Source organism: Streptomyces synnematoformans (assembly GCF_039531005.1).
GTDB lineage: Bacteria > Actinomycetota > Actinomycetes > Streptomycetales > Streptomycetaceae > Streptomyces > Streptomyces synnematoformans.
On sequence record NZ_BAAAPF010000017.1, the window covers coordinates 1 to 25,914 of the forward strand.

Annotated in this window: 19 protein-coding genes; 14 read left to right on the forward strand and 5 right to left on the reverse strand. The window is 74.5% G+C overall.

Annotated features, from left to right (window positions below; translation table 11 throughout):
- On the forward strand, nucleotides 1-484 hold a 484-nt coding region (locus ABD317_RS05685; protein WP_344288459.1), incomplete at its 5' end, for an acyl-CoA carboxylase biotin carboxyl carrier protein subunit.
- Between the two features lie 24 nt (nucleotides 485-508).
- Here ABD317_RS05685 and ABD317_RS05690 read toward each other — a convergent pair.
- A complete protein-coding gene (locus tag ABD317_RS05690; protein WP_344288461.1) occupies nucleotides 509-1,249 on the reverse strand; it encodes a thioesterase II family protein in 741 nt (246 codons plus the stop codon).
- A 269-nt stretch (nucleotides 1,250-1,518) separates the two neighbouring features.
- Between ABD317_RS05690 and ABD317_RS05695 the strand changes: the two genes are divergently transcribed.
- From ABD317_RS05695 to ABD317_RS05730, 8 genes are all read left to right on the forward strand, one after another.
- On the forward strand, nucleotides 1,519-2,778 hold the full coding sequence (locus tag ABD317_RS05695; RefSeq protein ID WP_344288463.1) for a cytochrome P450: 1,260 nt from the start codon (nucleotides 1,519-1,521) through the stop codon (nucleotides 2,776-2,778).
- Nucleotides 2,779-2,815: 37 nt separating this feature from the next.
- Nucleotides 2,816-3,211, forward strand: a complete 396-nt coding sequence (locus ABD317_RS05700; RefSeq protein ID WP_027755607.1) for an SCP2 sterol-binding domain-containing protein — start codon at nucleotides 2,816-2,818, stop codon at nucleotides 3,209-3,211.
- 9 nt (nucleotides 3,212-3,220) lie between these two features.
- Complete coding sequence (locus ABD317_RS05705; RefSeq protein ID WP_344288466.1) at nucleotides 3,221-7,939, forward strand: beta-ketoacyl synthase N-terminal-like domain-containing protein; 4,719 nt, start codon at nucleotides 3,221-3,223, stop codon at nucleotides 7,937-7,939.
- On the forward strand, nucleotides 7,926-9,587 hold the full coding sequence (locus ABD317_RS05710) for an NAD(P)/FAD-dependent oxidoreductase (RefSeq protein WP_344288467.1): 1,662 nt from the start codon (nucleotides 7,926-7,928) through the stop codon (nucleotides 9,585-9,587). The genes ABD317_RS05705 and ABD317_RS05710 overlap by 14 nt, the downstream gene beginning before the upstream one ends.
- A 129-nt stretch (nucleotides 9,588-9,716) precedes the next feature.
- On the forward strand, nucleotides 9,717-10,958 hold the full coding sequence (locus ABD317_RS05715; RefSeq protein WP_344288470.1) for an arginine deiminase: 1,242 nt from the start codon (nucleotides 9,717-9,719) through the stop codon (nucleotides 10,956-10,958).
- Nucleotides 10,959-11,010: 52 nt separating this feature from the next.
- Nucleotides 11,011-12,009, forward strand: a complete 999-nt coding sequence (gene argF, locus ABD317_RS05720; RefSeq protein ID WP_344288472.1) for an ornithine carbamoyltransferase — start codon at nucleotides 11,011-11,013, stop codon at nucleotides 12,007-12,009.
- Between the two features lie 111 nt (nucleotides 12,010-12,120).
- A complete protein-coding gene (locus tag ABD317_RS05725; protein ID WP_344288474.1) occupies nucleotides 12,121-12,948 on the forward strand; it encodes an enoyl-CoA hydratase family protein in 828 nt (275 codons plus the stop codon).
- A 5-nt stretch (nucleotides 12,949-12,953) separates the two neighbouring features.
- A complete protein-coding gene (locus tag ABD317_RS05730) occupies nucleotides 12,954-15,245 on the forward strand; it encodes a bifunctional salicylyl-CoA 5-hydroxylase/oxidoreductase (RefSeq protein ID WP_344288515.1) in 2,292 nt (763 codons plus the stop codon).
- Between the two features lie 33 nt (nucleotides 15,246-15,278).
- On the opposite strand, the gene ABD317_RS05735 is transcribed toward ABD317_RS05730, so the two are convergent.
- The 4 genes from ABD317_RS05735 to ABD317_RS05750 form a co-directional block, all read right to left on the reverse strand.
- Nucleotides 15,279-15,941 (reverse strand): hypothetical protein, encoded by a 663-nt coding sequence (locus ABD317_RS05735; RefSeq protein WP_344288476.1) that lies wholly within the window; start codon nucleotides 15,939-15,941, stop codon nucleotides 15,279-15,281.
- Nucleotides 15,942-16,002: 61 nt separating this feature from the next.
- On the reverse strand, nucleotides 16,003-16,557 hold the full coding sequence (locus ABD317_RS05740; protein WP_344288478.1) for a Uma2 family endonuclease: 555 nt from the start codon (nucleotides 16,555-16,557) through the stop codon (nucleotides 16,003-16,005).
- Nucleotides 16,558-16,643: 86 nt separating this feature from the next.
- Nucleotides 16,644-17,513, reverse strand: coding sequence for a PaaX family transcriptional regulator (locus ABD317_RS05745; RefSeq protein ID WP_344288480.1), 870 nt, complete (start codon nucleotides 17,511-17,513; stop codon nucleotides 16,644-16,646).
- Between the two features lie 4 nt (nucleotides 17,514-17,517).
- Nucleotides 17,518-19,173 (reverse strand): AMP-binding protein, encoded by a 1,656-nt coding sequence (locus tag ABD317_RS05750; RefSeq protein ID WP_344288482.1) that lies wholly within the window; start codon nucleotides 19,171-19,173, stop codon nucleotides 17,518-17,520.
- 128 nt (nucleotides 19,174-19,301) lie between these two features.
- Between ABD317_RS05750 and ABD317_RS05755 the strand changes: the two genes are divergently transcribed.
- The 5 genes from ABD317_RS05755 (at nucleotide 19,302) to ABD317_RS05775 (ending at nucleotide 25,826) form a co-directional block, all read left to right on the forward strand.
- Nucleotides 19,302-20,549: an acyl-CoA dehydrogenase family protein gene (locus ABD317_RS05755; RefSeq protein ID WP_344288484.1), complete on the forward strand. Its 1,248-nt coding sequence runs from the start codon at nucleotides 19,302-19,304 to the stop codon at nucleotides 20,547-20,549.
- 100 nt (nucleotides 20,550-20,649) lie between these two features.
- Nucleotides 20,650-21,048, forward strand: a complete 399-nt coding sequence (locus ABD317_RS05760; protein ID WP_027755617.1) for a Rid family hydrolase — start codon at nucleotides 20,650-20,652, stop codon at nucleotides 21,046-21,048.
- A 196-nt stretch (nucleotides 21,049-21,244) separates the two neighbouring features.
- The gene (locus ABD317_RS05765) at nucleotides 21,245-22,141 is read left to right on the forward strand and encodes a hypothetical protein (protein ID WP_344288487.1); all 897 of its coding nucleotides are present in this window, start codon (nucleotides 21,245-21,247) and stop codon (nucleotides 22,139-22,141) included.
- A 36-nt stretch (nucleotides 22,142-22,177) separates the two neighbouring features.
- Complete coding sequence (locus tag ABD317_RS05770) at nucleotides 22,178-24,220, forward strand: ATP-binding protein (RefSeq protein ID WP_344288489.1); 2,043 nt, start codon at nucleotides 22,178-22,180, stop codon at nucleotides 24,218-24,220.
- Entirely contained in the window at nucleotides 24,207-25,826 is a 1,620-nt protein-coding gene (locus tag ABD317_RS05775; RefSeq protein ID WP_344288491.1) for a hypothetical protein, read from the forward strand. The genes ABD317_RS05770 and ABD317_RS05775 overlap by 14 nt, the downstream gene beginning before the upstream one ends.
- Nucleotides 25,827-25,914: the final 88 nt, after the last annotated feature.

Genomic DNA, 25,914 nt, shown 5'->3' on the forward strand with positions numbered 1-25,914 from the left:
CGAACCGTTCAGCGTCCACACCCGGTGGATCGAGACGGAGTTCACGAACGTCATCGAGCCCTTCACCGGCGGCGCGGGTACGGGGGCCGGAGCCGAGGGCGAGGAGGGCGTGCCGCGCGAGACCGTCGTGGTCGAGGTCGGCGGCAAGCGGGTCGAGGTCTCGCTGCCCGCCACGCTGGCGACGCCGCTGGCAGGCGCCGCCCCCGCGGGCGGCGGCGCACCCGCACGGCGCCGTCGCACCACCCGACGCGGCACGGCGGCCCCTCCGGGCGACACCCTGACCTCACCCATGCAGGGCACCGTCGTCAAGGTCGCCGTGAGCGAAGGCCACGAGGTCACGGAGGGCGAGCTGATCGTGGTCCTCGAAGCCATGAAGATGGAGCAGCCGATCCACGCCCACCGCACCGGTACGGTCGCCAACCTGAAGGCCGAAGCCGGCGGCTCCCTCGCTACCGGCGCCGTCATCTGCCAGATCAGGGACTGAGACCGCCCCCTGCCCCCGTCCCCTTCAGCCGCCCGGCGGCGGGGACGGGGCGGACGCCAACCGCCCCAGGAACGCGCGCATCTCCGCCACGAACGCCGGCTGATGCAGCGGCATGTGCCCGCCCGGGACGGTCGTCATGGTGAAGCCGGCGTTCGTCTCCCGGGCCCATGCGCGCAGCCCCGCCGGATCCGCGAGGGGGTCGTCGTCGCCCGCCGCCGCCCAGACGGGGCAGTCCAGCGGCCCCACCCCGGGCCGCTCGTAGTCCTCGGCGATCTTCAGATCCGCGCGGATCGCCGGCAGGAACAGGTCCGTGACCTCGGGCGTGCTGAGCAGCTCCCAGGGAACGCCGCCCAGCGTGTACAGGTGTCGCAGCAGCTCGTCGGCGGGGAGCCGGTGGACGGGAGCCACCGGGTGCGGCAGGGCCGGCCCGTTGCGGCCGGAGACCAGCAGCGCGCACGGCCCCGCCGGGCCGGCCAGCGCGTGGGCCGCCTCGAACGCGAGCAGGGCGCCGAGGCTGTGGCCGAACAGCGCGTAGTGGCCCGGCTGGTCTCCGCGCAGCTGATCCTCGCGTATCCGGTCGGCGATGTCCTTGACGAGGGTGTCCTTGTCGGCCGGCAGCGCCTCCGCCCTGCGTTCGCCGTGGCCGGGCAGCTCCAGCGCGCGGACCCGCGCCGTGCCGGACAGGTCGGGAAGCCACGGCCGGTACGCCGCGGCTCCGCCCCCCGCGTACGGCAGGCAGAACAGCGTCAAGCCGGACTGCGTCACGGGAAAACCCCCTCGGGTTTCGCGGCAGGGCCCATCCGCCCGGATCCTAAAGGCACGGCCCGCTCCGTGCACCGGCGGGCCCGGGGCACCGCGCCGATTTCCGCTCTGAGTACCGGTCGGTATGGGCCGCAGGTGCCAGGGTGGCAAAAAGGATGAGGCACAGTTCATCCATCGGACCGAAGACGGGTGTTGCGGGCCTGACTACTGTCAGGGGGGAACGCGGGCTCAACAACTTTTCTCCCCGGCCGCACGTCGCTCCAGGAGCGCCCATGGCAGACATGACAGATGGCGGGACGGTTTCCGCCGACGAGAAGCTGACGGAAGAGGCCGACACCCTCCTGGCGCAGCTACTGCTCAGTCCGGAGGGTCACAAGGACCCGTATCCGCTCTACGCGGAATTGCGGGAGAAGGCGCCCGTTTACAAGAGCCAGATGGGCTTTTGGATCGTCACCCCCTACGAGCTGGTGAACGAGGTGCTGCGGAACCAGAAGGTCGGCCGGGACGCGGAGCTGTTCATGGGCGGCCGGTTCGGGGGCGAGTGGAACGAGCACGCCTCGCTGCGCCGCATGGCCTCCGGCCTGCTCTGGTACAACCCCCCCGAGCACACCAGGCTGCGTCAGGCGGTCAACCACGCCTTCACGCCGCGCCGCGTGGAGGCCATGGACCAGACCATGCGGGACCTGGTCGACGAGTACCTGGATCCGCTGGCCGCCGCCGGCGGCGGCGACCTCCTCAACGAGTTCGCCTTTCCCCTGCCGCTGGCGACCGTCACCACCCTGCTCGGCGTGCCCCGCGACGAGGCACCGGCGCTGCGCGAGCCCATGCAGGCGTTCCAGAGGACGTTCGAGATCGGCCTGACGGCCGACGAACTCCTCGACGCCGACGAGGGCATGGAGTTCACGCAGAAGTACTTCGCCGAACTGATCGCCAGGAAGCGGGCCGAGCCGCAGGACGACCTGATCTCCGCACTCATCGAGCTGGAAGAGGCCGGCCAGCTGAGCGCCGACGAGCTGATGACCTTCTGCAACATGCTCGTCTCCGCGGGCTTCGAGACCTCGACCAACACCATCACCGGCATGGTGCTCCAGCTGACCCGCCACCCGGAACAGCTGGAACTGGTGCGGGAGAACCGTGACCTGGTCCACAACACCGTGGAAGAGGTGCTCCGCTACGACCCTCCGATCCAGATCAACGCCCGCATGACGTTCGAACCGCTGGAGCTGGGCGGCGCCGTGATCCCGCCGCAGGAGACGATCATCGCGATCCTGGGCAGCGCCAACCGCGACCCGGAGCAGTTCCCCGACCCGGACCGCTTCGACATCACGCGGCCGAACATCTCCCACCTCTCCTTCGGCGCCGGAATCCATCACTGCGTGGGATGGGCCATGGCTCACAAGCAGATCGGCATCGCGCTCAACGCCATGCTCGACCGCTTCTCCTCGATCGAGGTCGTCGAGGAGCCCGTCCACCAGCCGCGCGTGACGATGCGGGGTTTCGAGTCGCTCAAGGTCGCCCTGACCAGCAGGTGACCCCACCGCCGGAAAGCCACAGAAGAGGAGCACTTTCTTGTCCAAGGTACAGTTCCTGACCCCGGAGTTCTTCACGGAGGTGGAGAAGCGGGGACAGCTGCTTCCGGAACGCGAGAAAATCAACATCACGGTGCAGTACGTCATCCGTGACACCCCCGTGGGCGACGAGGTTCGGTATTACTTCCGCATCGTGCGCGGGCGCATCGAGGAGGCCCGGCTGGGAGACGCCGACACCCCCACCTTCACGATTTCCGCCGCCTACAAGAACAGCGTCCGCGTGCAGCAGGGAAAACTGCACCCGTCCGCCGGTTTCATGACGGGCAGGCTGCGGGCCAGCGGGAACATCGGGAAGCTCATGTCGATGCTGCCGCTCATGCAGTCCGGTGAATTCCAGGGTCTGATGGCGGAGCTGCGGACCATCACCGAGTACTGAGAGGGCTTCATGACGTCATTGGTACCCACCGCCGGCGCCCCGGACTACCGCGAGGAGCTGGCCAAGGCCCTCGGCACCATCTCGGTGCTCCGGAACGCGCTGGAGGAACGGCAGCGGGCCGCCAGGGAACCGGTGGCGATCGTCGGTGCCGGATGCCGCTTCCCGGGGCGGGTGTCCGATCCGGAGAGCATGTGGCGCCTGCTGTCCGACGGCGTTGACGCCATCGGCCCCTTCCCCGCGGAGCGGGGGGACGCGGCGCCGTACTACGACCCCGACCCCGAGGCGCCCGCGAAGGCGTACGTGCTCGATGCCGGCTACCTGCCGGACGTCACCGGATTCGACGCCCAGCTGTTCGGCATCTCACCGCCCGAGGCGGCGGGCATGGATCCGCAGCAGCGACTCGCGCTGGAGGTCACCTGGGAGGCGCTGGAACGGGCGGGCATCCCCCCGGGCTCCCTCGGCGGCAGCCGCACCGGCGTCTACATGGGCGCGAGCACCAACGACTACGTGCGGCTGCGCCAGGAGTTCGGCACGCCCGAGTCCATCGACCCCTACCAGCTCCTGGGCGAGTCCAGCTTCATCGCGGGGCGCATCGCCCACACCTTCGACCTGCGCGGGCCGGTCCAGGTCATCGACACCGCCTGCTCCTCCTCGCTCGTCGCGGTCCACCAGGCGTCTTCGGCGCTGCGCTCCGGGGACGTCGACCTGGCCCTGGCCGGCGGCGTCAACGTCATCCTCTCCCCCTACGGCTTCGTCCTGGTGAGCAAGGCCAGGGCGGTGTCGCCGGACGGGCGCTGCAAGACCTTCGACGCCTCCGCCGACGGCTACGCCCGGGGCGAGGGCTGCGGCGTCGTGGTCCTCAAGAGGCTGTCGGACGCCGAGCGCGACGGCGACGACGTCCTGGCCGTCATCCGCGGCACCGCCGTCAACCACGACGGGCGCGCCAGCGGCATCTCCGTCCCCAGCGGCCCGGCCCAGCAGGACGTCATCCGCGACGCCCTGCGGGACGCCGGCGTCGCACCCGGCCGGATCGGGTACGTCGAGGCCCACGGCACCGGGACACCGCTCGGAGACCCCGTCGAACTCCGCGCCCTGGACACGGTTCTGGCGGACGGCGGCTCCCCCGCGGGGGCCGACCCCGTGTACGTCGGCTCGGTGAAGACGAACATCGGCCACCTGGAGGCCGCGGCGGGCGTCGCCGGCCTCATCAAGGTGCTGCTGGCCGTCCGGCACGGCCGCGTCCCGCCCAGCCTGCACTTCACCCGCCCCAACCCCAACGTCGACTGGCGCGCCATGCGGCTCAGGGTGGCCACCGAGCTGACCGACTGGCCGTCGCGCGAGGGGCCGCGCGTCGCCGGGCTCAGCTCCTTCGGCGCCAGCGGCACCAACGCCCACCTGGTGATCGAGCAGGCCCCGGCGCGAGAGAGCGGCGAGGGCCACGGGGTCCGCCAGGCCCACCGGGTCCACCGGGACGAGCCGGCCCGGGAGCCCGCCCCCGCGGACGTCCGCCCGGCCCATCTGCTCCCGCTGTCCGCCCACTCCGAGGCCGCCCTGCGCGACCTGGCCGACCGGTGGGCCGCCTACATCAAGGACCGGCCCGAGGTCCCGCCCGAGACGCTGACACGCGCCGCCGCCCTCCACCGCGACCACCACCGGGTGCGGACCGCCCTCGTCGCCGGCGACACCGCCGGGCTCGCCCGGGGGCTCGGAGAGCTGGCCCGGGGCACCGCGGGCAGGGCCCGCCGTGCCCTGCCCGGACACCGCGCCAAGGTGGCGTTCCTGTTCACGGGGCAGGGGGCCCAGTACGCCGGCATGGGCCTGGAACTCCACCGCGGCGAACCGGTCTTCCGCAGGGCGCTGGACAGCTGCGCCGAGCTGCTGGGCGCCCGTCCCGAGGAGCTGCTGTCCCCGCCGCACTCGGCCGAGGACACCGCCTGGGCGCAGCCCGCGCTCTTCGCCGTCGAGTACGCCCTCGCCGAGCTGTGGCTGTCCCGGGGCGTCAAACCGGCCGCTGTGATGGGCCACAGCGTCGGCGAGTACGTGGCGGCCTGCGTGTCCGGCGTGCTGTCGCTGGAGGACGCCGTCCGCCTGGTCGCGTTGCGCGGCAGGCTCATGGCGTCGGTGACCGCGCCGGGCGCGATGGTGGCCGTGCCGCTGGGCGAGGAGGCGGCCGCGCAGGCCATCCACGCCGTCGAGGGGCGGGCCGACCGCGTGTCGATCGCCGCGGTCAACGGCCCCGAGTCGACGGTGCTCTCGGGCGCGGCCGACGCCGTGGACGAACTGGTGGCGGAACTCACCGAGCGGGGCGTCGCCCCCAAGCGGCTGAAGGTCTCCCACGCCTTCCACTCGCCGCTGCTCGACGACGTGCTGGGCGAGCTGGACCAGGCGGCGGCCGCCACGCCGCACGCCGCGCCGGCCCTCCCGCTCGTGTCGAACCTCACCGGAGAACTCGCGACGCCCGAGACCCTGGCCGCACCCGGCTACTGGTCCCGCCACGCCCGGGAGGCCGTCCGCTTCGCCCCCGGCATGCGCGCCCTGTACGACAGCGGCGTCACCGCGTTCGTCGAGGCCGGCCCGGGCCGGACCCTGCTCGGCCTGGGCGCCAACGCGCTGGGTGACACCGATCTGGTGTGGGTGCCGTCGATCCGCGAGGGCCGCCCGGAGGCGGCCGCGATGCTGACGGGCCTGGGCCGCCTCTACGAGCACGGCGCCGCCGTGGACTGGTCCGCGCTCCACGGCACGGGCCCGGCCTCCTGCGCCGACCTGCCCACCTACCCGTTCCAGCACGAGGCGTACGACGTCGTCGCGGACCGGAGCGGCGGGCCCCGGCCGCGCCGGACCGCCGCCGCGGCCCGCGACTCCGTGCGCTTCGAGATCCGCTGGGAGGCGATCCGGTCGGCGACGGCACCGGCGCCGGGCGGCCCCGCTCCGGGCCGGACGCTGCTGCTGGCCGACGCGTCGGGGCTGGCGGGCCGGCTCGCCGAGCGGCTGACCAAGCTGGGCGGCGAGTGCCACCTCGCGGTGCCCGCCGACGGTCCGGACGCCGCCGGCGCCGCCGGGACCGTCCACCGTGTGCCGCCGGGCGACGGCAAAGCGCTGCGCGCGCTGCTGCGCTCGCTCGGCCCGCTGGACCGCGTCGTCCACCTCTGGGCGCTGGACGGGCCGCCCGCCGGCCAGGCGACCGCACGGGATCTGGAGAACGCCCAGCGCCTCGGCGCCGAGAGCGTGCTGCACCTCGTCCAGGAGCTGACCGACGGCTCCGCCGGAACGCCGCGGCTGTGGCTGGTCACCCGGGGAGCGCGCGGTACGGCCGCGGCCGACCGCCCCGAGGGACTGGCCGCCGCCCCGCTGGACGGCCTCGGCAAGGTCATCGCGCTGGAGCACAGCGAGCTGTGGGGCGGAGGCGTCGATCTCGACCCGGCCGGGGGCGACGCGGAGGGTGAGGCGGACCGCCTCACCGCCGAGATCCTCAGCCCCGACCACGACGACGCGGTGGCGCTCCGCGGCGGTGCCCGGCTGGTCCCGCGCCTCGTCCCGGCCGCGGCCTCGCCCGCGCCCGCCCCGCCGGCCGTCCGCGAGGACGCCGCCTACCTCGTCACGGGCGGCCTGGGCGGACTGGGGCTCACCCTCGCCGACTGGCTGGTCGGCCTCGGCGCCCGCCACCTCGTGCTGACCGGCCGCACCGCGCTGCCCGACCGCGCCACCTGGGAGGACCCCGGGCTGCCGACCGCGGTGCGCGACCGCGTCGAGCGCGTCCGCGCCCTGGAGCGGCGCGGCGTCACGGTGACCGCCGTCGCCGCCGACGTCTGCGACGCCGCCGCCATGGCCGGCGTCCTGCGGGGCGTCGAGGAGACCGGAAGGACACTGCGCGGCGTGATCCACGCCGCGGGCACGGCCGACGCCGCCCTGCTGCGGGACCTCACCCCCGCCGGGCTGCACGACGTGATGCGCTCCAAGGTCACCGGGGCCTGGACGCTGCACCGCCTTCTCGGCGACGCCCCCCTCGACTTCTTCGTCGGCATGTCGTCGATCGCCTCGGTGTGGGGCTCGGCGGACCTCGGCGCGTACGCCGCTGCCAACCAGTTCCTCGACGCCCTGGCCGCCTACCGCCGAAGCCGGGGACTGGCCGGCCTGAGCGTCAACTGGGGCCCGTGGCACGTCGCCAGCGGACTGGGCGGCGACGAACTGCTCCGGCGGCTGGAGGCGAACGGGCTGCGCACCCTGGCCCCCGACACGGCGCTGGAGCACCTGGCGGAACTGCTGGCGCAGGGCGCGACGCAGGCCGTGGTCTGCGACGCGGTGTGGCCGACGCTCAAACCCCTGCTGGAGTCCCGGCGGCCGCGTCCGCTGCTGGACAGGATCAGCGACGACCTCGCCGCCGCCGACGACGGCGGCCGGTTCCTGGCCGGGTTGCTGGCCGCCGGGCCGGACGAGCGCGAGCGGTCGCTGGGCCACTACCTCCGCGAACGGCTGGCCGAGCAGCTGGGCATACCGGCGGAGGAGTTCACGGAGGACGCCAGCCTCGTCGAGCTGGGCCTGGACTCGCTCGGCGTCGTACAGCTGCTGAACCGCTTCCGCGGCGATCTGGGGGTCCGCCTGGACGCCAGGGCCTTCTTCGAGGAGCCCGCGCCCCGGTGGCCACGCCTGCTGGCCACCGAGATCGCCCGGCAGCACGAGAGCGACACGGCCACCGACGCGCCAGGGGAGACTCGCCATGACGCCGCCTGACACACCCAACGCCAACGAAGCCCACGCCCACACCGACGCCGACGCCGGCGTCGACATCGCCGTCATCGGCACCAGCATCACCGCGGGCATGCTGGCCGCGGCCCTGGCACGGGGCGGCGCGAGCGTCCTGGTGCTCGGCCCGGACGGCCCCCTCCGCCCGCACTCGGGGGAGCTGAGCGTCCCCGGCACGTCCTTCTTCTACGAACTGATCGCCGAACGCTTCCAGGTTCCCGAGATCGGGGCCCTCGCCGTCGCCCAGCGGGTCCGCGAGGAGGTCTCCGCGGGCAGCGGCGCCCAGCGCACCTTCGGCTTCGCCCACCACACGGCCGACCAGCCGCACGTGCGGACGCACGCCCTGCAGTTCAACGTGCCGTCCGAGCACGGCGACAGCGTGTACTACCGGCCGGAGGTCGACGCCTGGATGCTGGCCGTCGCGGAGCGCTGCGGCGCGCGCGTCCACGGCTCGGACCGGGTGGCGAAGGTCGTCGACGAGGGCGACCGGGTCCGCCTGGTGCTGGCGTCGGGGGAGGAGCGCCGGGCCCGCTGCGTCGTCGCCACCGACGGGCCGGAACCCGCGGTGGTCGAGGCCCTGGGGGCCACCCGGGAGCCCGAGGGGCCGCCCACCCGGATCATCGGCGCGCATGCGCGCGACGTGCGGCCGTACGACGACGTCATCCGCCGTCTGGACCGTTCACGCCCCTGGTGCCAGGGCACCCTGCACCACCTCTTCGACGGGGGATGGCTGCGCGTCACGCCGCTGCGCAACCACGACGACCGGCCGGAGCCCGGAGCGTTGACCAGCGTGGAGCTGTGCCTCGACGCCCGGCGCCACCCGGCGGGCGACGGCGACTGGGCGGAGTTCATGGCGCACGTGGCGCGCTTTCCCTCCATAGCCGGCCAGTTCGAGTCGGCCTCGCCGGTGGACGAGTGGCAGGCGGAGAACGTCCCCTGGCAGGCGTCGGCCATGGCCGCGGACCGGATGCTCCTGCTGGACCGGGCCGCCGCGGACAGCGCACCGCTGCTGGGCCACGACCTGTACACCTCGGCGCAGGTCGTCTTCACGGCCGCGAACGACCTGCTGGAGATGGTGCGGGACGGGGACTTCATCGCCGCGCGGTACGCCTACCTCGAACGGCTCCAGCGGGGGATCGCCCGCCGGCAGAGCCGTCTGACCGCCATGGCCTACGCCGCCTCCGCGGACTTCATGCTGTGGAACGCCGTCTCCCGGGTCTGGCTCCTGGGCACGATGGTGGACGCGCTGACCCTCAAGCGGGGCACCAAGTACCTGCGTGCCGGGGACCGCCGGACCGCGGACGAGGACCTGCGCAGCCGGGCGCCCGAGGCCGGGCGGTCACACCAGCCCCTCGCGCTCTACGACGCGCTGCTGGACCGGACCGCCGCGGAGTGCGAGGCCGCCCGCGACGGCCGGCTGACACCGGCCACGGCCGCCGCCCGGATCTTCGAGCACATCCGCGCGGAGTCCTTCATCCCGCCGGTCTACGGCTTCGGGAACCCCTGGGACCGGGAGTACGCACTCAGGTTCCGCAACCGGCTGCGTACGCTGCGCTGGGTCAGGAAGGCCCCGCCGGAGGTCCGGCGCCTGGTGCTGTCGTACGGCGTCCGCGGCAAGGGGAAGCCCCGCGACTGAGCGGGGCCGGGCGGGTCCCGGGAGGCGGGCGGCGCAGTCCTGCCGCCCGCCGGCGCCGCGCCCCGCACCCCCCTGCGGCGTGATCGGCGAATCGCTGCCCCGCGCCGCCCCGCGTGGCAGTCTGATCCCATGCCAGCGCCCTCATTCCGCGTCGACTCCGAGGCCGGCCGCCTGCGCCGCGTGATACTGCACCGGCCGGACATGGAGCTGAAGCGGCTCACGCCCACCAACAAGGACGCCCTCCTCTTCGACGACGTGCTCTGGGTCCGCCGCGCCCGCGAGGAGCACGACGGCTTCGCCGACGTGCTGCGCGACCGCGGCGTGCAGGTGCACCTCTTCGGCGACCTCCTCGCCCAGAGCCTCGACATCCCCGAGGCGCGGGCGCTGGTCCTCGACCGGGTCTTCGACGAGAAGGAGTACGGCCCCCTCGCCACCGAGAAGCTCCGCTCCACCTTCGAGGCCCTGGACTCCGCCGCGCTCGTCGAGGCGCTGGTCGGCGGGATGACCAAGCGGGAGTACCTGGCCGGCTTCGCCGAGCCGGCGTCGGTGCGCTTCCACGTCATGGACCCGGACGACTTCCTCCTCGGCCCGCTGCCGAACCACCTGTTCACCCGCGACACCTCCTGCTGGGTCTACGACGGGGTGTCGATCAACGCGATGCGCTGGCCGGCCCGGCAGCGCGAGACGGTCCACTTCGAGGCGATCTACAAGCACCACCCGCTGTTCGCCGGCCCGCAGTCCGGCACCTTCCACGTCTGGTCCGGCGGCCAGGAGGACTACCCGTCCACCATCGAGGGCGGCGACGTGCTGGTCATCGGCAACGGCGCCGTCCTCATCGGGATGAGCGAGCGCACCACGCCGCAGGCCGTGGAGCTGCTGGCCCGCGGGCTGTTCGCGGCCGGCTCGGCGCGCACCATCGTCGCGCTGGACATGCCGAAGGCGCGGGCGTTCATGCACCTCGACACCGTGCTGACGATGATCGACGGCGACACGTTCACGCAGTACGCGGGCCTGGGCATGCTGCGCTCGTACACGATCGAGCCCGGCTCCGGCAGCGACGAGCTGAAGGTCACCGACCACCCGCCGGAGCACATGCACAACGCCATCGCCGCCGCCCTGGGCCTGGACCGCATCCGGGTGCTGACGGCCACGCAGGACGTGCACTCCGCGGAGCGCGAGCAGTGGGACGACGGCTGCAACGTGCTGGCGGTGGAGCCGGGCGTGGTGGTGGCGTACGAGCGGAACTCGACGACCAACACCTTCCTGCGCAAACAAGGCATCGAGGTCATCGAGATCCGCGGCAGCGAGCTGGGCCGCGGCCGGGGCGGGCCGCGGTGCATGAGCTGCCCCGTCGATCGCGGCCCCGCCTAGCGGATCTGTATAGTAATGCGTTCATCCGCATAGAATTCGGGAGCGCAGGACCATGGCGACAGACCTCACCGGCCGCACCTTCGTCAAGGAACTGGACCACACCGCCGAGGAGCTGCGTCACCTCCTCGCGCTGGCCGCCGAGCTGAAGGCGGCGAAGCGGTCCGGCACCGAGCGGCGCCGGCTGACCGGGAAGAACGTCGCGCTCGTCTTCGAGAAGACCTCCACCCGCACCCGCGCCGCGTTCGAGGTCGCGGCGGCCGACCAGGGGGCGTCGACCACGTACCTCGACCCGTCCGGCTCGCAGCTCGGGCACAAGGAGTCGGTGAAGGACACCGCGCGCGTGCTGGGGCGGATGTACGACGCCGTCCAGTACCGCGGCGCCGCCCAGGCGGCCGTCGAGGAGCTGGCCGCGTACGCGGGCGTGCCCGTCTACAACGGCCTCACCGACGACTGGCACCCCACCCAGATGCTCGCCGACGTGCTCACGATGACCGAGCACAGCCGCGGGCCGGCCGAGGAGATCGCGTACGCCTACCTCGGCGACGCCCGCTTCAACATGGGCAACTCCTACCTCGTCACCGCCGCCATCCTCGGCATGGACGTGCGCATCGTGGCGCCCGAGGCGTACTGGCCCGACGCGGCCGTCGTCGCCGAGGCCCGCCGGCTGGCCGCCGCCAGCGGCGCGCGGATCACGCTCACCGCGGACGTCGCCGAGGGGGTGGCCGGCGCCGATTTCGTCGCCACCGACGTGTGGGTCTCGATGGGGGAGCCGAAGGAGGTGTGGGACGAGCGGATCGCGGCGCTGCGCCCGTACGCCGTGACCACGGACGTGCTGCGCGCCACCGGCAACCCGGACGTGAAGTTCCTGCACTGCCTGCCCGCCTTCCACGACCTCGGCACGGCCGTGGGCCGGGAGATCCACGAGCGGCACGGGCTGACGTCGCTGGAGGTCACCGACGAGGTCTTCGAGTCGGCGCACTCCGTCGTCTTCGACGAGGCGGAGAACCGGATGCACACCATCAAGGCGCTTCTGGTCGCCACCCTGGGCTGAGCCCCCGCGCGGTCCTCGCGTATCGCGTGGTCGTGACGACAGTCACGTACGGGTGATAACTTCGGCTCACCGTCACCGCCCGCCACCGTCTGCAGACAGGGGCCGCGCACGATGAGCCCGTTCACCGGATCCGCCGGCAGCACCGAGCAGTGGGAGCACCTCCGGGTCGCCGCCGACGACGGCGTCGTCACCGTCACCCTCGACCGCCCCGACAAGCTCAACGCGCTGACCTTCGAGGCGTACGCCGACCTCCGCGACCTCGTCGCCGAGCTGGCCCGCACCGGCGGCACCCGCGCGCTGGTGCTCGCCGGCGCGGGCCGGGGCTTCTGCTCCGGCGGCGACGTCGACGAGATCATCGGCGCCACCCTGGCGATGGACACCGGCCGGCTGCTGGACTTCAACCGCATGACCGGCCAGGTCGTCCGGGCCCTGCGCGAGGCCCCGTTCCCGGTCGTGGCCGCCGTCCACGGGGTCGCCGCCGGTGCTGGCGCGGTCCTCGCACTCGCCGCCGACTTCCGCGTCGCCGACCACTCCGCGCGCTTCGCCTTCCTCTTCACCCGTGTCGGCCTCTCCGGCGGCGACATGGGCGCCGCCTACCTGCTGCCCCGCGTCGTCGGCCTCGGCCACGCCACCCGGCTGCTCATGCTCGGCGACCCCGTGCGCGCCGCCGAGGCCGAACGCATCGGCCTTATCAGCGAGCTGGCCGACGAGGGCCGCGCCGACGAGGCCGCCCAGGCGCTCGCCCGGCGGCTCGCCACCGGGCCCGCGCTCGCGTACGCGCAGACCAAGGCGCTGCTCACCGCCGAGCTGGACATGCCGCTGGCCGCCGCCGTCGAGATGGACGCCGCCACGCAGGCGCTGCTGATGAACAGCTCCGACTACGCCGAGTTCCACGCCGCGTTCACCGCCAAGCGGCCCCCGGCGTGGCAGGGGCGCTGAGCGCCGTGCGGGTCGCGGTCATCGGCGGCGGGCCGGGCGGGCTGTACGCCGCCGCGCTCCTCAAGCGGCTCGACCCCGCCCGCGAGGTCACCGTCTACGAGCGCAACGCCCCGGAGGCCACGTACGGCTTCGGCGTCGTGCTCTCCGACGAGACCCTCGGCGGCATCGAGCACGCCGACCCCGTCGTGTACGCGGCGCTGCGGCGGGAGTTCGTGCGCTGGGACGACATCGACATCGTCCACCGCGGCAGCGTGCAGCGCTCCGGCGGCCACGGCTTCGCCGCCCTCGGCCGCCGGCGGCTCCTCGCGGTGCTGCAGCAGCGCTGCCGCGACCTCGGCGTGGACCTCCGCTTCCATACCGAGGGGCCGCCCGCCGCCGCACTCGCCCGCACCCACGACCTCGTCGTCGGCGCCGACGGCGTGCACAGCGCCACCCGCGAGGCCCACGCCGACGTCTTCCGCCCGCGGATCGCCGAGCACCGCTGCCGGTACGTGTGGCTGTCCGCACCGTTCGCGTTCGACGCGTTCCGCTTCGAGATCGTGGAGACCGAGGCGGGCGTCATGCAGTTGCACGGCTACCCGTACGCCGCCGACTCCTCGACCGTCATCGTCGAGATGCGCGAGGAGGTCTGGCGGCGCGCCGGGTTCGACGGCTGCGACGAGGAGGAGTCGGCCCAGCGGTGCGCCAAGTACTTCGCCGACGCGCTCGGCGGCCGGCCGCTGACGGGGAACAGGTCGCAGTGGACCGCCTTCCGCACGGTGGTGAACGAACGCTGGTGGTACGAACCGCCCACCGGCGGCGGTGCCGTCGTCCTCCTCGGCGACGCCGCCCACACCGCGCACTTCTCCGTCGGCTCCGGCACCAAACTCGCCGTCGAGGACGCCCTCGCGCTCGCCGCCTGCCTCGACGAGCAGCCCGGCGTGCCGGCCGCGCTCGCGGCGTACGAGACCGAGCGCAAGCCCGTCGTCGCCTCCACCCAGCGCGCCGCGCACGCCAGCCGCGAGTGGTTCGAGGACCTGGCCCGCCACCTCGGCCGCCCGCCCCGGCAGTTCGCGTTCGACCTGCTCACCCGCAGCCGCCGCATCACCCACGACAACCTGCGGCTGCGCGACCCCGGCTTCGTCGCCGCCGTCGAGCGCGAGGCCGGGGTACCGGAGGGCACGCCGCCGATGTTCACGCCGTACACCCTCGGCGGGCTGACGCTGCGCAACCGCGTCGTGTGCTCGCCGATGGACATGTACGTCGCCGAGGACGGCCTCCCCGGCGACTTCCACCTCGTCCACCTCGGCGCCCGCGCCCTCGGCGGCGCCGGGCTGGTCATGACCGAGATGGTCTGCGTCAGCCCGCGCGGCCGCATCACCCCCGGCTGCACCGGGTTGTGGACGGACGAGCAGGAGGCCGGCTGGCGGCGCGTGGTCGACTTCGTCCGCGCCCACGCGCCCGGCGCCGCCCTCGGCGTCCAGCTCGGCCACTCCGGCCGCAAGGGCTCCACGAAGCTGATGTGGGAGGGCATCGACGAGCCGCTGCCCGACGGCAACTGGCCCGTCGTCGCCCCCTCCGCGCTGCCGTACCGCGCCGGCCTGAACCAGACGCCGCGCGAGCTGGACCGCGCCGGGATGGACGAGATCCGCGAGGAGTTCGCCGCCGCCGCCCGCCGCGCCGCCCGCGCCGGGTTCGACCTGCTGGAGCTGCACTGCGCCCACGGCTACCTGCTGTCCGGCTTCCTCTCCCCGCTGACCAACCGCCGCACCGACGCCTACGGCGGCGACCTCGACGCCCGGCTGCGCTACCCGCTGGAGGTCTTCGACGCGGTACGGGCCGCGTGGCCGGCCGAACGCCCCGTGACCGTGCGGATCTCCGCCACCGACTGGGCCGACGGCGGCACCACCGCGGCCGACGCGGTCGCCATCGCCCGCGCGTTCGCCGCCCGCGGCGCGGCCGCGATCGACGTCTCCACGGGCCAGGTCGTCGCCGAAGAACAGCCCGCGTACGGCCGCTCCTACCAGACCCCGTACGCCGACCGCATCCGCGCGGAGCTGGGCGTCCCGGTGATCGCGGTCGGCGCCATCTCCTCCTGGGACGACGTCAACTCCCTGATCCTCGCCGGCCGCGCCGACCTCTGCGCCCTGGCCCGCCCTCACCTCTACGACCCCCACTGGACCCTGCACGCCGCCGCGGAACAGGGCTACACGGGCCCCGGCGCCCCCTGGCCGGCGCCGTACCGCGCGGGCAGCCGCCGCCCGCCGACGGGACGTGCGGACGGGCCGAAGCCGAGACTGACCCTGGACGGCGGCTGACGCCTGCCGCGCACCCGGCCCTCCCGCCGCCTCCTACTCGTCCAGGATCGTGACGGGGCCGCGGCAGACCCAGCACAGCCGGTGCACGATCTCCACGTCCGGCCGCGGCGGACCGCCGTCCGGCCCGGCCACGAAGCCGTGCGTGCGGGACCGGTTCTGGTCCCCCGTGGCCTCGTAGCACGCCCGGCAGGCGGCACTGCGGCACGTCACGCAGCGGTACCCCAGCCCGGCCCGCACCACCTCGTCGGCGCGCTGCGCGAAGTCCGCGGTGTGCCAGGGGTGGCCGCAGCCGGGGTCGCCGTCGCAGGGGAACGCGACGCGGGTGCTGGGCAGCACCGGGTAGCCGCAGCGGGCGCAGTGGGTGGGCGACGCCGCCGGCTCCGGCAGCGGCGTGCGCTCGGGGATCTCGATCGGGGCCCCGTCGGCCTCGTCGAAGATCATGATCATGTCCCGCCCGAAGTTGCGGAACGGGGTCTCCACGATCACGTAGTAGCCCTCCTGCCGCACGTCGCGCCCGCGCAGGTAGTCCAGCGCGACGGCCTCGGACTTGACCCAGGACACCTCGTAGACCTTGCCGTCGTCCTTCTTGTCCACGACGGTGCCGCTGCCGTCGACGGAATCCGCGTACAGGCGCATCCGCCCGTACGCGTGGACCATCGGCTCACCCGCGGCTCCCCCGCGCCGTCTCCACCACATCGGCCCAGTATCGGGGCACCGCCGGGGGACCGGTCCCCGCGCGGGGGGGCGAACTCCGAGGTCAGGTGAAGACCGACGTGTCGAGGGTGAAGGAGAAGGGCGCGGGGAGGTCGAGTTCCTTGCCGAAGGGCACGCGGCTGTGCTGGCGGTAGTCTTCCCCGCTGGGCTCGCTGTACAGCGTGGTCGTGGTGTTTGAACGATCGACGAGCAGGTAGAGCGGGATACCGGCGGCCGCGTAGCCACGCCGTTTCGGGCCGCGGTCCTTGTCGGTGCGGACGGAGGTGACCTCGACGGTCATGACCACCCCTGACGGTTCGGCCCAGGACTCCGATCCGTGGAAGCTGCCCCAGGCACCGACGGTGGCGTCCGGGATGAACCTGCCGTGCGGGGTGATCAGGCCCACCGTCCCCGGCGCGTACAACTGGGTGGCGGATTCGCGGGCGATCAGCCACATGAGCTTGCCTACGATGTCCTCGTGGTCACGGTCTGGGGGCGGGGACACGACGATCTCACCCTCGATCAGCTCGGCGCGATAGCCCTCCGGCAGTTCGAGCTCAAGGAAGGCGGCGAGCGTCGGGTCCTCCTCCGCCGAGCCGGGGCGCTCGGTCGCGGTCATGGCCACCACTGCTCCTCCTGAGTCGTCCGGTCCGCCACAGTCAGGATAGCTGTGGCCGCTGGGCACGGGTCGGTCGTATCAACGACTCATCGTGCTGCTTCGTCACGGTGTGTGAGAGCCGTGTTCACGAAATCCTCCGCCGCTCCCCGCAGCCGGTCGTGCAGGGCCGCGAACACCTCCGCCGCCCGGCCGCCCGGCCAGTCCGGGGGCAGCACCTCGGGCGGCAGTCCCGGGTCGGCGTACGGGAGGTGGCGCCAGGCGTCGAGGGCGAGGAGGTAGTCGCGGTACGCCTTCGCCGGCGACCCCGCCGCCGTCCGCGCGGACCACCTCCGCAGCACCGGCTCCTGCGCGTCGAGGAACGCCTCGTGCAGCTTCGCCGTCGCCGGCAGGTCCCACCACCGCGCCACCGCCTCCGGCGTCGGCGTGAAGCCCTCGTGGACGCCGCGGAAGAGGTCGACGTACGGGGCGAGTTCGAGGCGGCGCAGGGTGTGGCGGGTCTCCTCCGCGACGTGCGCGGGGGCGATCCACACCCCGGGCGCCGCCTGGCCGAAGCCGAGGCGGGCCAGCCGGGAGCGCAGCAGATGGCGCTTGCGGCGCTCGGACTCCGGGACGGAGAACACCGCCAGCAGCCAGTCGCCGGGGCCCGCGGGGGCCTCGCGGCGGTAGATGCGGCGGTCGCCGTCGTCGAGGAGGGTGCGCGCGGAGGGGGAGAGGGCGTACGCGGCCTCGCCGCCGTGCCGTACGGGCACCAGCAGCCCGCGCCGCTTGAGCCGGGACACCGCGGACCGTACCGCCGGCGCGTCCACGCCCACCGCGCCCAGCAGCCGGATCAGCCCCGCCACGGGCACCGGCCCGGAGCCCGCGGGGCCGCCCGGGCCACCGTCCGGGTCACCGCCTCGGCCGAACGCGCCGTAGAAGCTGACGATCAGAGACCGCGGGGTTCGTTCGGCTGCCACTCGATCACTCTAGCGATTCGCGGACGCCCGCCCGGACGCCCCGCCCGGCCTGCTCCTCCCGCAGCCGGTAGCGCTGCAGCTTCCCGGTCGGCGTCCGCGGCAGCGCGTCCGTGAACAGAATCTCCTTCGGGCATTTGTACGGCGTGATCTCGCCCTTCGTGAACTCCCGCAGCGCCGCCTCCGTCTCCGGCCCCGGCGGCACGCCGTCGCGCAGCACCGCGTACGCCACGACCACCGTGCCGCGCTCCGCGTCCGGCCGCCCCACGACCGCCGCCTCGCGCACGTCGGGGTGGCGCAGCAGCGCGTCCTCGACCTCGGGTCCTGCGATGTTGTAACCGGCCGAGATGATCATGTCGTCCGCGCGGGCCACGTACCGGAAGTACCCGTCGGGCTCGCGGACGTACGTGTCGCCGGTGAGGTTCCAGCCGTCCCGCACGTACTCCCGCTGCCGCTCGTCCGCGAGGTACCGGCAGCCCGTCGGCCCGCGCACCGCCAGCAGCCCCGGCTCCCCGTCCGGCACCGGCGCCCCGGCCGCGTCGACCACCCGCGCCTCGTAGCCCGGCACCGGCACGCCCGTCGTCCCCGGGCGGGCGTCGCTGTCCGCGGCGGAGATGAAGATGTGCAGCATCTCGGTGGCGCCGATGCCGTTGATGAGGCGCAGCCCGGTGCGCTCGCGCCAGGCCTGCCAGGTGGCGGCCGGCAGGTTCTCGCCGGCGGACACGCAGCGGCGCAGCGAGCCGATGTCGTACGCGTCGAGGTTGTCGAGCATCGCCCGGTACGCGGTCGGGGCGGTGAACAGCACCGACACCCGGTGCTCGGCGACCGCCGGGAGCAGCCGGTCGGGCCCGGCCTGCTCCAGCAGCAGCGCGGAGGCGCCGGCGCGCATCGGGAAGACGACGAGGCCGCCGAGGCCGAAGGTGAAGCCCAGCGGCGGGCTGCCCGCGAACACGTCGTCGGGGACGGGCCGCAGCACGTGCTCGGAGAAGGTGTCGGCGATGGCCAGCACGTCGCGGTGGAAGTGGACGCAGCCCTTGGGCCGGCCGGTGGTGCCGGAGGTGAAGGCGATGAGCGCGACGTCGTCGGCGGAGGTCGCCACCGGCGCGTACCTGTCGGGCTGGGAGTCGGCGCGGCGCAGCAGGTCGCCGGCGCCCTCGCCGCCGTACGCGACGACGGTCAGGTCCGGCGCCCCGGCCCGGGTCAGGTCGTCGAGCGAGCGCGTGTCGCACAGCGCGTGCCGGATCTGCGCGATCTCGCAGACGGCGCGCAGCTCGTGCGGGCGCTGCGCGGCCAGTACGGTGACGGCGACCGCGCCGGCCTTCATGACGGCCAGCCAGCACGCCACCAGCCAGGGGGTGGTGGGGCCGCGCAGCAGCACCCGGTTGCCGGGCAGCACGCCGAGGTCGTCGGTGAGCACGTGCGCGATGCGGGCGGTGCGGCGCTGCAGTTCGCCGTACGACCAGGTCTCGCCGGCGGCGGTGTGCAGGGCGGGGCGGCCGGCGCCGAAGCGCTCGACGGTGGTGTCGAGCAGCTCCGCGCCGCAGTTGAGGCGGTCGGGGTAGCGCAGGCCGGGGAGCGGGAAGACCAGCTCCGGCCACTGCTCGGGCGGCGGGAGGTGGTCGCGGGCGAAGCTGTCGGCGTGGGCGGAAGGCTGCAGCTGCATGGCGGTAGGCCCCCTAGGTATGCCCTGCGGTACCCCAAGGAGCGTAGCGTTGACGTGACGACAGTCAACACTCCGCGATATCGCCGGCGGCCCGCGTGCCGGGAGAGCCGGCAGAGGGGAGCACCCGCATGCCGCAGCCCGAACCGCAGCAGCCGCAGCCGCAGGCGTTCGCGCTCGACCCCGGGTTGCAGCGGTGGTGCGCGGAGCTGCGCGCGTTCGCCGCGTGGCGGCTCCGCCCGCTGGCCGAGGCGGGCGAGCCGGGCCGGGTCAACCGGCCGCTCCTCGCCGCGCTCGGCGCCCCGGGCGAGGACGGCGGACCCGGGCTGCTGGCCCGGGTGTTCCCCGACGCCGGACCGGTCTCCGCGCTCACGCTCTGCCTGCTGCGCGAGTCGCTGGCGCACGAGTGCACCGAGGCCGAGACGGCACTCGCGCTGCAGGGCCTCGGCGCGTACCCCGTCGTGCAGGCCGGCACGCCCGAGCAGCGCCGCCGGTGGCTGCCGGAGGTGACGGCCGGCCGCGCGGTCGCCGCGTTCGCCCTGACCGAGCCGGAGGCGGGCTCCGACGCGGCGGCGCTGCGGCTGGCCGCCGAGCCGGATGGGCCCGGGCGCTGGCGGCTGACCGGCGAGAAGAAGTGGATCTCCAACGCGCCCGAGGCCGACTTCGCCACCGTCTTCGCCCGCACCGGCCCGGCCGCCGACTCCCCGGCCGCCGGCTCCGCTGCCGCCGGCTCCGCTGCCGCCGAGTCCGCCGCCGGCTCGCGCGGCACCGGCGCCCGCGGCGTCACCGCCTTCCTCGTCCCCGCCGACCGCCCCGGGCTGACCGGCGAGCCGCTGCACATGCTCAGCCCGCATCCCATCGGCACGCTGCGCTTCGACGGCGTCCCCGTGACCACCGCCGACGTGCTCGGCGAGGTCGGCGGCGGCTTCCGCACCGCCATGGCGACGCTCAACCTCTTCCGCCCCTCCGTCGGCGCCTTCGCCGTCGGCATGGCGCAGGCGGCGCTCGACGCGGCGCTGGCGCACGCCGAGCGGCGGGAGGCGTTCGGCGGGCCGCTCAAGGACCTGCAGTCCGTCGCGCACACCCTCGCCGAGACGGCCACCCGCGTCGAGGCGGCCCGGCTGCTGGTCTACGCGGCGGCCGCGGCGTACGACGCGGGCGCGCCGGACGTCGCGCGGCGGTCGGCGATGGCGAAGCTGCTGGCGACCGAGACCGCGCAGGCCGCCGTCGACGCGGCGGTGCAGGTCCACGGCGCCCGCGCGCTGGAGGCCGGGCACCTGCTGGAGCACCTGTACCGCGAGGTCCGCGCGCCGCGGATCTACGAGGGGGCGACGGAGGTGCAGCGGAGCATCATCGCCAGGGAGCTGTACCGCCGTTGACCGGCGTACGGGAACGTCCCCCGGCGCGGCCCCCGCCCGCCGACCGCACCCGTACCCCCGCCCTCCGCCCCCCCGCCCACCGAAGGGAACAGCCGCCGCCGTGTCCGTCCACCGCATCAACCCCGCCGTCCTCGCCAAGCCCTCCGGCTTCAGCCACGCCGTCACCGCCACCGGCTCCACCCTCGTCTTCCTCGCCGGGCAGACCGCGCTCGACGGCGCCGGCCGGATCGTCGGCGAGACCCTCCCCGAGCAGTTCGAGCAGGCGCTCGGCAACCTCCTCACCGCGCTGGCCGCCAGCGCCGGGGAGCCCGCCCACCTCACCCGCGTCACCGTCTACGCCACCGACCCCGAGGACTACCGCGCCCACACCGCCGAACTGGGCCGCATCTGGCGGCGGCGGGCCGGCGACACGTACCCGGCGATGGCGCTGATCGGCGTCACCCGGCTCTGGGACGCCGAGGCGCTGGTCGAGCTGGACGGGATCGCGGTGCTGCCCTAGCGGTGCTGCCCTAGCGGCGCTGGCCGGGCCGCACGGGCGCGGCGGGCCGGCGGCGCGGCGTCCGCAGGTCGCGGTCGGGCTACGGGATGGCCGCATTGCGGGACTCCGCAGGGCAACGAACTGGTGACCGGCGGGCATCGTAGGTAGATTCGTGCACATCCCCAACCGCCGCAGGCAGAACAGAGGTTGCGCGCCGATGGCAGACCGCCGGCCCGAGCTCGGCCGCTACGAGGCGCGCCTGCTGCTGTGGCTGCTGCGGGAGTCCGGCCACCGCCCCGACGTGCCCGTGCGCACCGCCGCCTTCGGCCGGGAGCAGAACAAGCCGGCGCTCGGCGTCTCCGCCGTCATCGCCGCGCTGGCGGACCGGGGTCTGGTGCACGTCCACGACTGGCCCGAGCACAACCCCGCCGACGCCTCCCTGCGCCCCGCGGGCCACGAGCGCGCGCTGCGCCTGGAGCGCGAGCGCCGCGACCCCGACGCCCGCCGCAGGTACGCCGAGGACGCCGTGCTGCGCTGGGCGTTCGAGCACCGCGGCGACGACGCGCTGCCGCTGCGCGACTTCTTCGTGGCCGACCACGTCTTCTTCCACGGCGACGCGCTCGGCGCCGAGGAGGTCCTCACCGCGGCCCGCTCGTTACAGTCCCACGGCCTGCTCGGCCTCACCGACGACGGCGCCTCCGGCGACCTGGTCACCGGGCAGGTCAAGCTCACCGAGCGCGGTCTGGACTGCGGCCACGCGGGCACCGGCCTCGCCGCGTTCCTGCGCCGCGAGCGGGACCGGCCGCCGCCCCCGGTGAACATCGGCACCGTCCAGGGCGACGTCACGTTCATCCACAACAGCACCGTCCACGTCGTCGGCAGGCTGGCCGACCAGCTCGCCGGCCTGGGCCCCGCGCTCGGACTCGACGAGGAGCGGCTGCGGCTGCTGCTGCGGGACGCCGACGACATGCGCCGCGCGGCCGAGGAGGACCGGCCCGGCCGGCTGCGGGCGCTGTTCGACCGGATCAGCCACGAGCTGGGCAGCGCCCCGGACACCAGCGGCCGGCAGCTGCTGCTCGAATCGGCACGACAGGTCGGCGGCCTGCTCGGCTAGCCGGGACGCCGCCGCGCAACGGGAGGGAAGCGGAGCTTGACCCTGTACGGACGTGATGCCGTGCTGACCGAACTCGTACCCCGGATGGTGGGGCTGCACCCCAGCAGGAACAGGACGATACGGCAGGAGCCGCGCGGCGAGGTGCCCGCCGTGGTGCTCCACGGCCGGCACGGCGCCGGCCGCTCGGCGGTGCTGGCGGAGCTGCGCGGGGCGTACGCCGACCGCGTCCCCCTCGCCGTCGTGGACTGCGCGGGCACGGCCGACGACGACGCCGCGGTCTCCAACACCTCGTCCACCGCCGAGCTGCTGACGGACCTGGCCCGCGGCCTGAGCGGGCACCGCCCCGGCTTCGGCCGGCTGCGGCTCCCCCGGCTGCTCACCGGCCTGGTGGCGGTCAGCGCCTGGCACCGGGGGGAGGCCGGCGAGCAGACGTGCGCCCGCGAGCGGGTCGCGGCGCTGCTCACCGACTGCGGGCTGGAGAAGGACCCGGAGCGGGCCCGCGCCTGGCCCGGCGACGTGCTCGACCTCGTCGACGGCTGGGGCACCGACGACCTGGGGCCGATCGCCGCGGCGAGCGTCCGGCTCTTCACCGACCGGTACCTGGGCCGCCGCGAGAACCGGGCGATGCGCCGGTGGTACCTGGACGTGGACGGCCCGCCCGGGGCGCGGGGCGATGACGTCGACGTGCTCACCGGCATCTCCCGCGCCTTCCACCTCGGCGACGACATCCGCCGCCGCACCGAGAGCTGTCTGGTCGAGGCGCTGCTGGAGGACCTGCGTGCCGCGTACACCGGATGGCGGCACCTCAACGCCGCGCCGCGCCCGCTGGCCCTCCTCGACAACGTCCACACCCCCGCCGGCGGGCACCTGCTCGACCTGCTGCTCGCCCGGCGCCTCGACGCCGCCGACCGGCCCGACCCGCTTGTCGTCGTCGCCACCTCGCTCGGCGAGCCGCGGGGCGAGCGGTTCGCCGGCGCCGCCCGGTGCACCTTCGCCGACGTGCCCGGGCTGGCCGGCTGGCGCCGGCCCGTACGCGGTTCGTCCGGCGCCGGGCTCGTCACCCTGCCGCTGCCGCCGCTCGACCGCGACGAGCTGCTGACGATGCTGCGCGTCGGCACGGAGTGGGGGGTGCGCCAAGAGGTGGCCCGCGCGGTGCACCGGTTCACCGGCGGCAGCCCGCTGGGCTGCCGCATGTTCTACGACGCCCTCGAAGCGGCGCCGGAGCCGCCGAGCGTCGAGCCGCACGAGCTGGCGCGGCTGCGGCTGGCGGGGGAGCACGTCACGGAGCAGATGCTCCACGCGCTCGTCCCCGACGCGGAGCTGAGCGGGTACCTCGTGCTGCTGTCCGTCGCGCAGGATCCCGCCGCGGCCCGGGCGCTGGCCGGCGCGTATCTGACCCGGGACCACCAGGCCGGCGCCGTCGAGGCGGTACGCAGCCACCTGCGCGCCGAGCAGTGGCCGCAGGCCGGCCGGCCGTTCGTCGCCGACGACTTCCTGCGCGCCGTGCTCGTGCACGAGCTGCGCCGCCGCCCGGCGGGCGCGACCGACCCGCCGCTGTCCTGGCCGGAGCTGCACGAACTGCTGCGCGCCCACCACGAGGACCGCGGCGAGCCGGCCGCCGCCCGGCGCCACGCGCTGGCGGCGGGCCGCCCGGACGAGGCGGCCCGGTGGCTCGCCGACACCTTCCGCGACGCCGCCGCGGCGCGCTGGCTGGTGGACCTCTGGCACATCGCCACCGCCCCGCACCCGCCGGACCCCGGCTGGGCCGACGCCTCCCGGGCGACTGCCTCGGGGGAGCGGGACGCGACGTTCGAGGGCGACTCCGTCCAGCGCTCCGTCAACCGGCTGCTGCACGCCGTGTGGTTCGCCGCCGACCCGCTGTCCGTACCGGACGCGCACCTGCGCGGCCGGGTCGGGCGGGAGCTGGACTTCCTGTCGCTGAAGCACCCGACGGGCAACAGCACGCTGTACGACGCGTCGCAGGAGTGGCCGGCGGCGCTCAAGGACCTGCGCACGCCGGGCTCGGCCGTGGGGGACGGGGCCGGCGGCGAGGAGGGGAGAGGTCATGGCATGGGTTAGGCGGCGTCCGCTGGGCCGGGCCGAGAAGGCGATCCTGGGGGTGCTCGCCCTCGCGGCCGTCACCGCGGCCGCGGTGGTGCTGGTGCTCCGGCTGAGCGGCGGCGACCCGTGCGGCGACGGGCTGGTGGAGTCGGCGAACGGCAAGGAGTGCGTCGGCGTCGCCGACGCCACCGCCGAGTCCCCGGCGTTCGAGCCGGACGCGGACGGGCCGGACGAGCGGATAGCGGGCCTGGTGCGGAAGGTGGCCCGGGAGAACCGGCGGGTGCAGGAGCTCTGGGAGGAGCCGGAGGGCACGAGCCAGGAGCCGTACGTGCGGGTCGCGCTCATGCTGCCGTTCAACTCCTCGAAGTCGAGCGCCATGATCCCCGAGGTCGTCGAGCACAGCCTCGCCGGGGTGCTCGCCGCGCAGATCGACGCCAACCGGCGCGGCAGCGTCAACTACCAGCTGCTGCTGACCAACATCGGCAGACACCTGTCCCAGTGGCAGCCGGGGGTCGACGCGCTGGCGGAGCTGCCCGGCGTGAGGGAGCCCGTCGAGGCCGACACGCCGCTCATCGGCGCGATCGGCCTGCCCAACAGCGAGCAGGACACCCAGGACCTCGCCGACGCGCTGTCGGCCGCCGACATCCCGGCCGTCAGCGGGGTGCTCAGCTCGCCGGAGATCGGCGCGGACAAGCTCTTCAAGGCCGCGCCGTCGAACAGCGAGTCGGTCGCCGCCCTCGCCGCCTACCTCGAAGACCATCCGGGTGAACGTGCCGGCGAGCCCTCCGGCTTCCTCGTCTGGGACAGCCGCAAGGAGGACAACTACGTCACCAACACCCGCGAGAACATGCGCGCCGTGTTCGGCGACGAGTACGAGCTGGAGAACCGCAACCGGTCCTTCGTCGGCAGCCAGGGCGACGACTACCGCGGCGCGCCGCACCGCTTCTCCTCGGCCGCCCGGGGCATCTGCCGGCTGGAGGCCGACACCGTCTTCTACGCCGGCCGCGACTCCGACCTGCCGCACCTGATCACCCAGCTGTCCGACGAGCCGGAGTGCGACGACGTCGACGCCGAGATCCGCATCCTGCGGGTCGCGACCGGCCTGCCGCAGGGGCTGACGGAGCAGCAGGTGCGTGCCGACATGGCCGAGGCCCGGGTCGTCACGGTCGGCGCCTCGGCGACCGACGCCCCCTCGTGGCGGACGGGCGACGGGTCCGGCGAGCGGTTCGCCGCCTTCGCACAGGAGTTCGCGGAGGTCAGCGGGCTGCCGGGGGAGGCGCTCGACGACGGCTACGCGATCATGCACCACGACGCCTTCGTCGTCGTCGCCCGGGCCACCGAGTCCGCGCTGGACGACCTGCGGCCGCCGGGCGGCGGGTCGGACCGGCTGCCGTCGAAGCTCGACGTCTACAACACCATCACCAACATGAAGGTGGCCACGGGCGCCGAACCCTGCCACGACTGCGTGCCCGGGGCCAGCGGGCGGTTCGGCTTCGACGTGGAGAAGGGCAACTGGCCGGTGTGCAAGCCGGTGCCGGTCATCGAGTACCCCCGTCCGGCGGGTGCGGACCGGCCGCGGCTGTACCGGACGTTCCAGGGCCCGGACGGCACCTGCCCGGCGTGACGGGCGAGCCGTTCCCGCCGGTCAAGAGCCGCCGGGCCCAGGCGGCTGAGCTGGCCCGTTGCGCCGTCGTCCGCGCGTTCGGGCGGCG

Bases quoted from the DNA above. Each gene is read 5' to 3' on its own strand.
- ABD317_RS05755 (WP_344288484.1), top strand. From the start codon at position 19,302: ATGCCGCAGCCCGAACCGCAGCAGCCGCAGCCGCAGGCGTTCGCGCTC.
- ABD317_RS05775 (WP_344288491.1), top strand. From the start codon at position 24,207: ATGGCATGGGTTAGGCGGCGTCCGCTGGGCCGGGCCGAGAAGGCGATC.
- ABD317_RS05750 (WP_344288482.1), bottom strand. From the start codon at position 19,173: ATGCAGCTGCAGCCTTCCGCCCACGCCGACAGCTTCGCCCGCGACCAC.
- ABD317_RS05715 (WP_344288470.1), top strand. From the start codon at position 9,717: ATGCCAGCGCCCTCATTCCGCGTCGACTCCGAGGCCGGCCGCCTGCGC.
- ABD317_RS05705 (WP_344288466.1), top strand. From the start codon at position 3,221: ATGACGTCATTGGTACCCACCGCCGGCGCCCCGGACTACCGCGAGGAG.
- ABD317_RS05740 (WP_344288478.1), bottom strand. From the start codon at position 16,557: ATGACCGCGACCGAGCGCCCCGGCTCGGCGGAGGAGGACCCGACGCTC.
- ABD317_RS05735 (WP_344288476.1), bottom strand. From the start codon at position 15,941: ATGTGGTGGAGACGGCGCGGGGGAGCCGCGGGTGAGCCGATGGTCCAC.
- ABD317_RS05710 (WP_344288467.1), top strand. From the start codon at position 7,926: ATGACGCCGCCTGACACACCCAACGCCAACGAAGCCCACGCCCACACC.
- ABD317_RS05695 (WP_344288463.1), top strand. From the start codon at position 1,519: ATGGCAGACATGACAGATGGCGGGACGGTTTCCGCCGACGAGAAGCTG.
- ABD317_RS05765 (WP_344288487.1), top strand. From the start codon at position 21,245: ATGGCAGACCGCCGGCCCGAGCTCGGCCGCTACGAGGCGCGCCTGCTG.
- argF (WP_344288472.1), top strand. From the start codon at position 11,011: ATGGCGACAGACCTCACCGGCCGCACCTTCGTCAAGGAACTGGACCAC.
- ABD317_RS05725 (WP_344288474.1), top strand. From the start codon at position 12,121: ATGAGCCCGTTCACCGGATCCGCCGGCAGCACCGAGCAGTGGGAGCAC.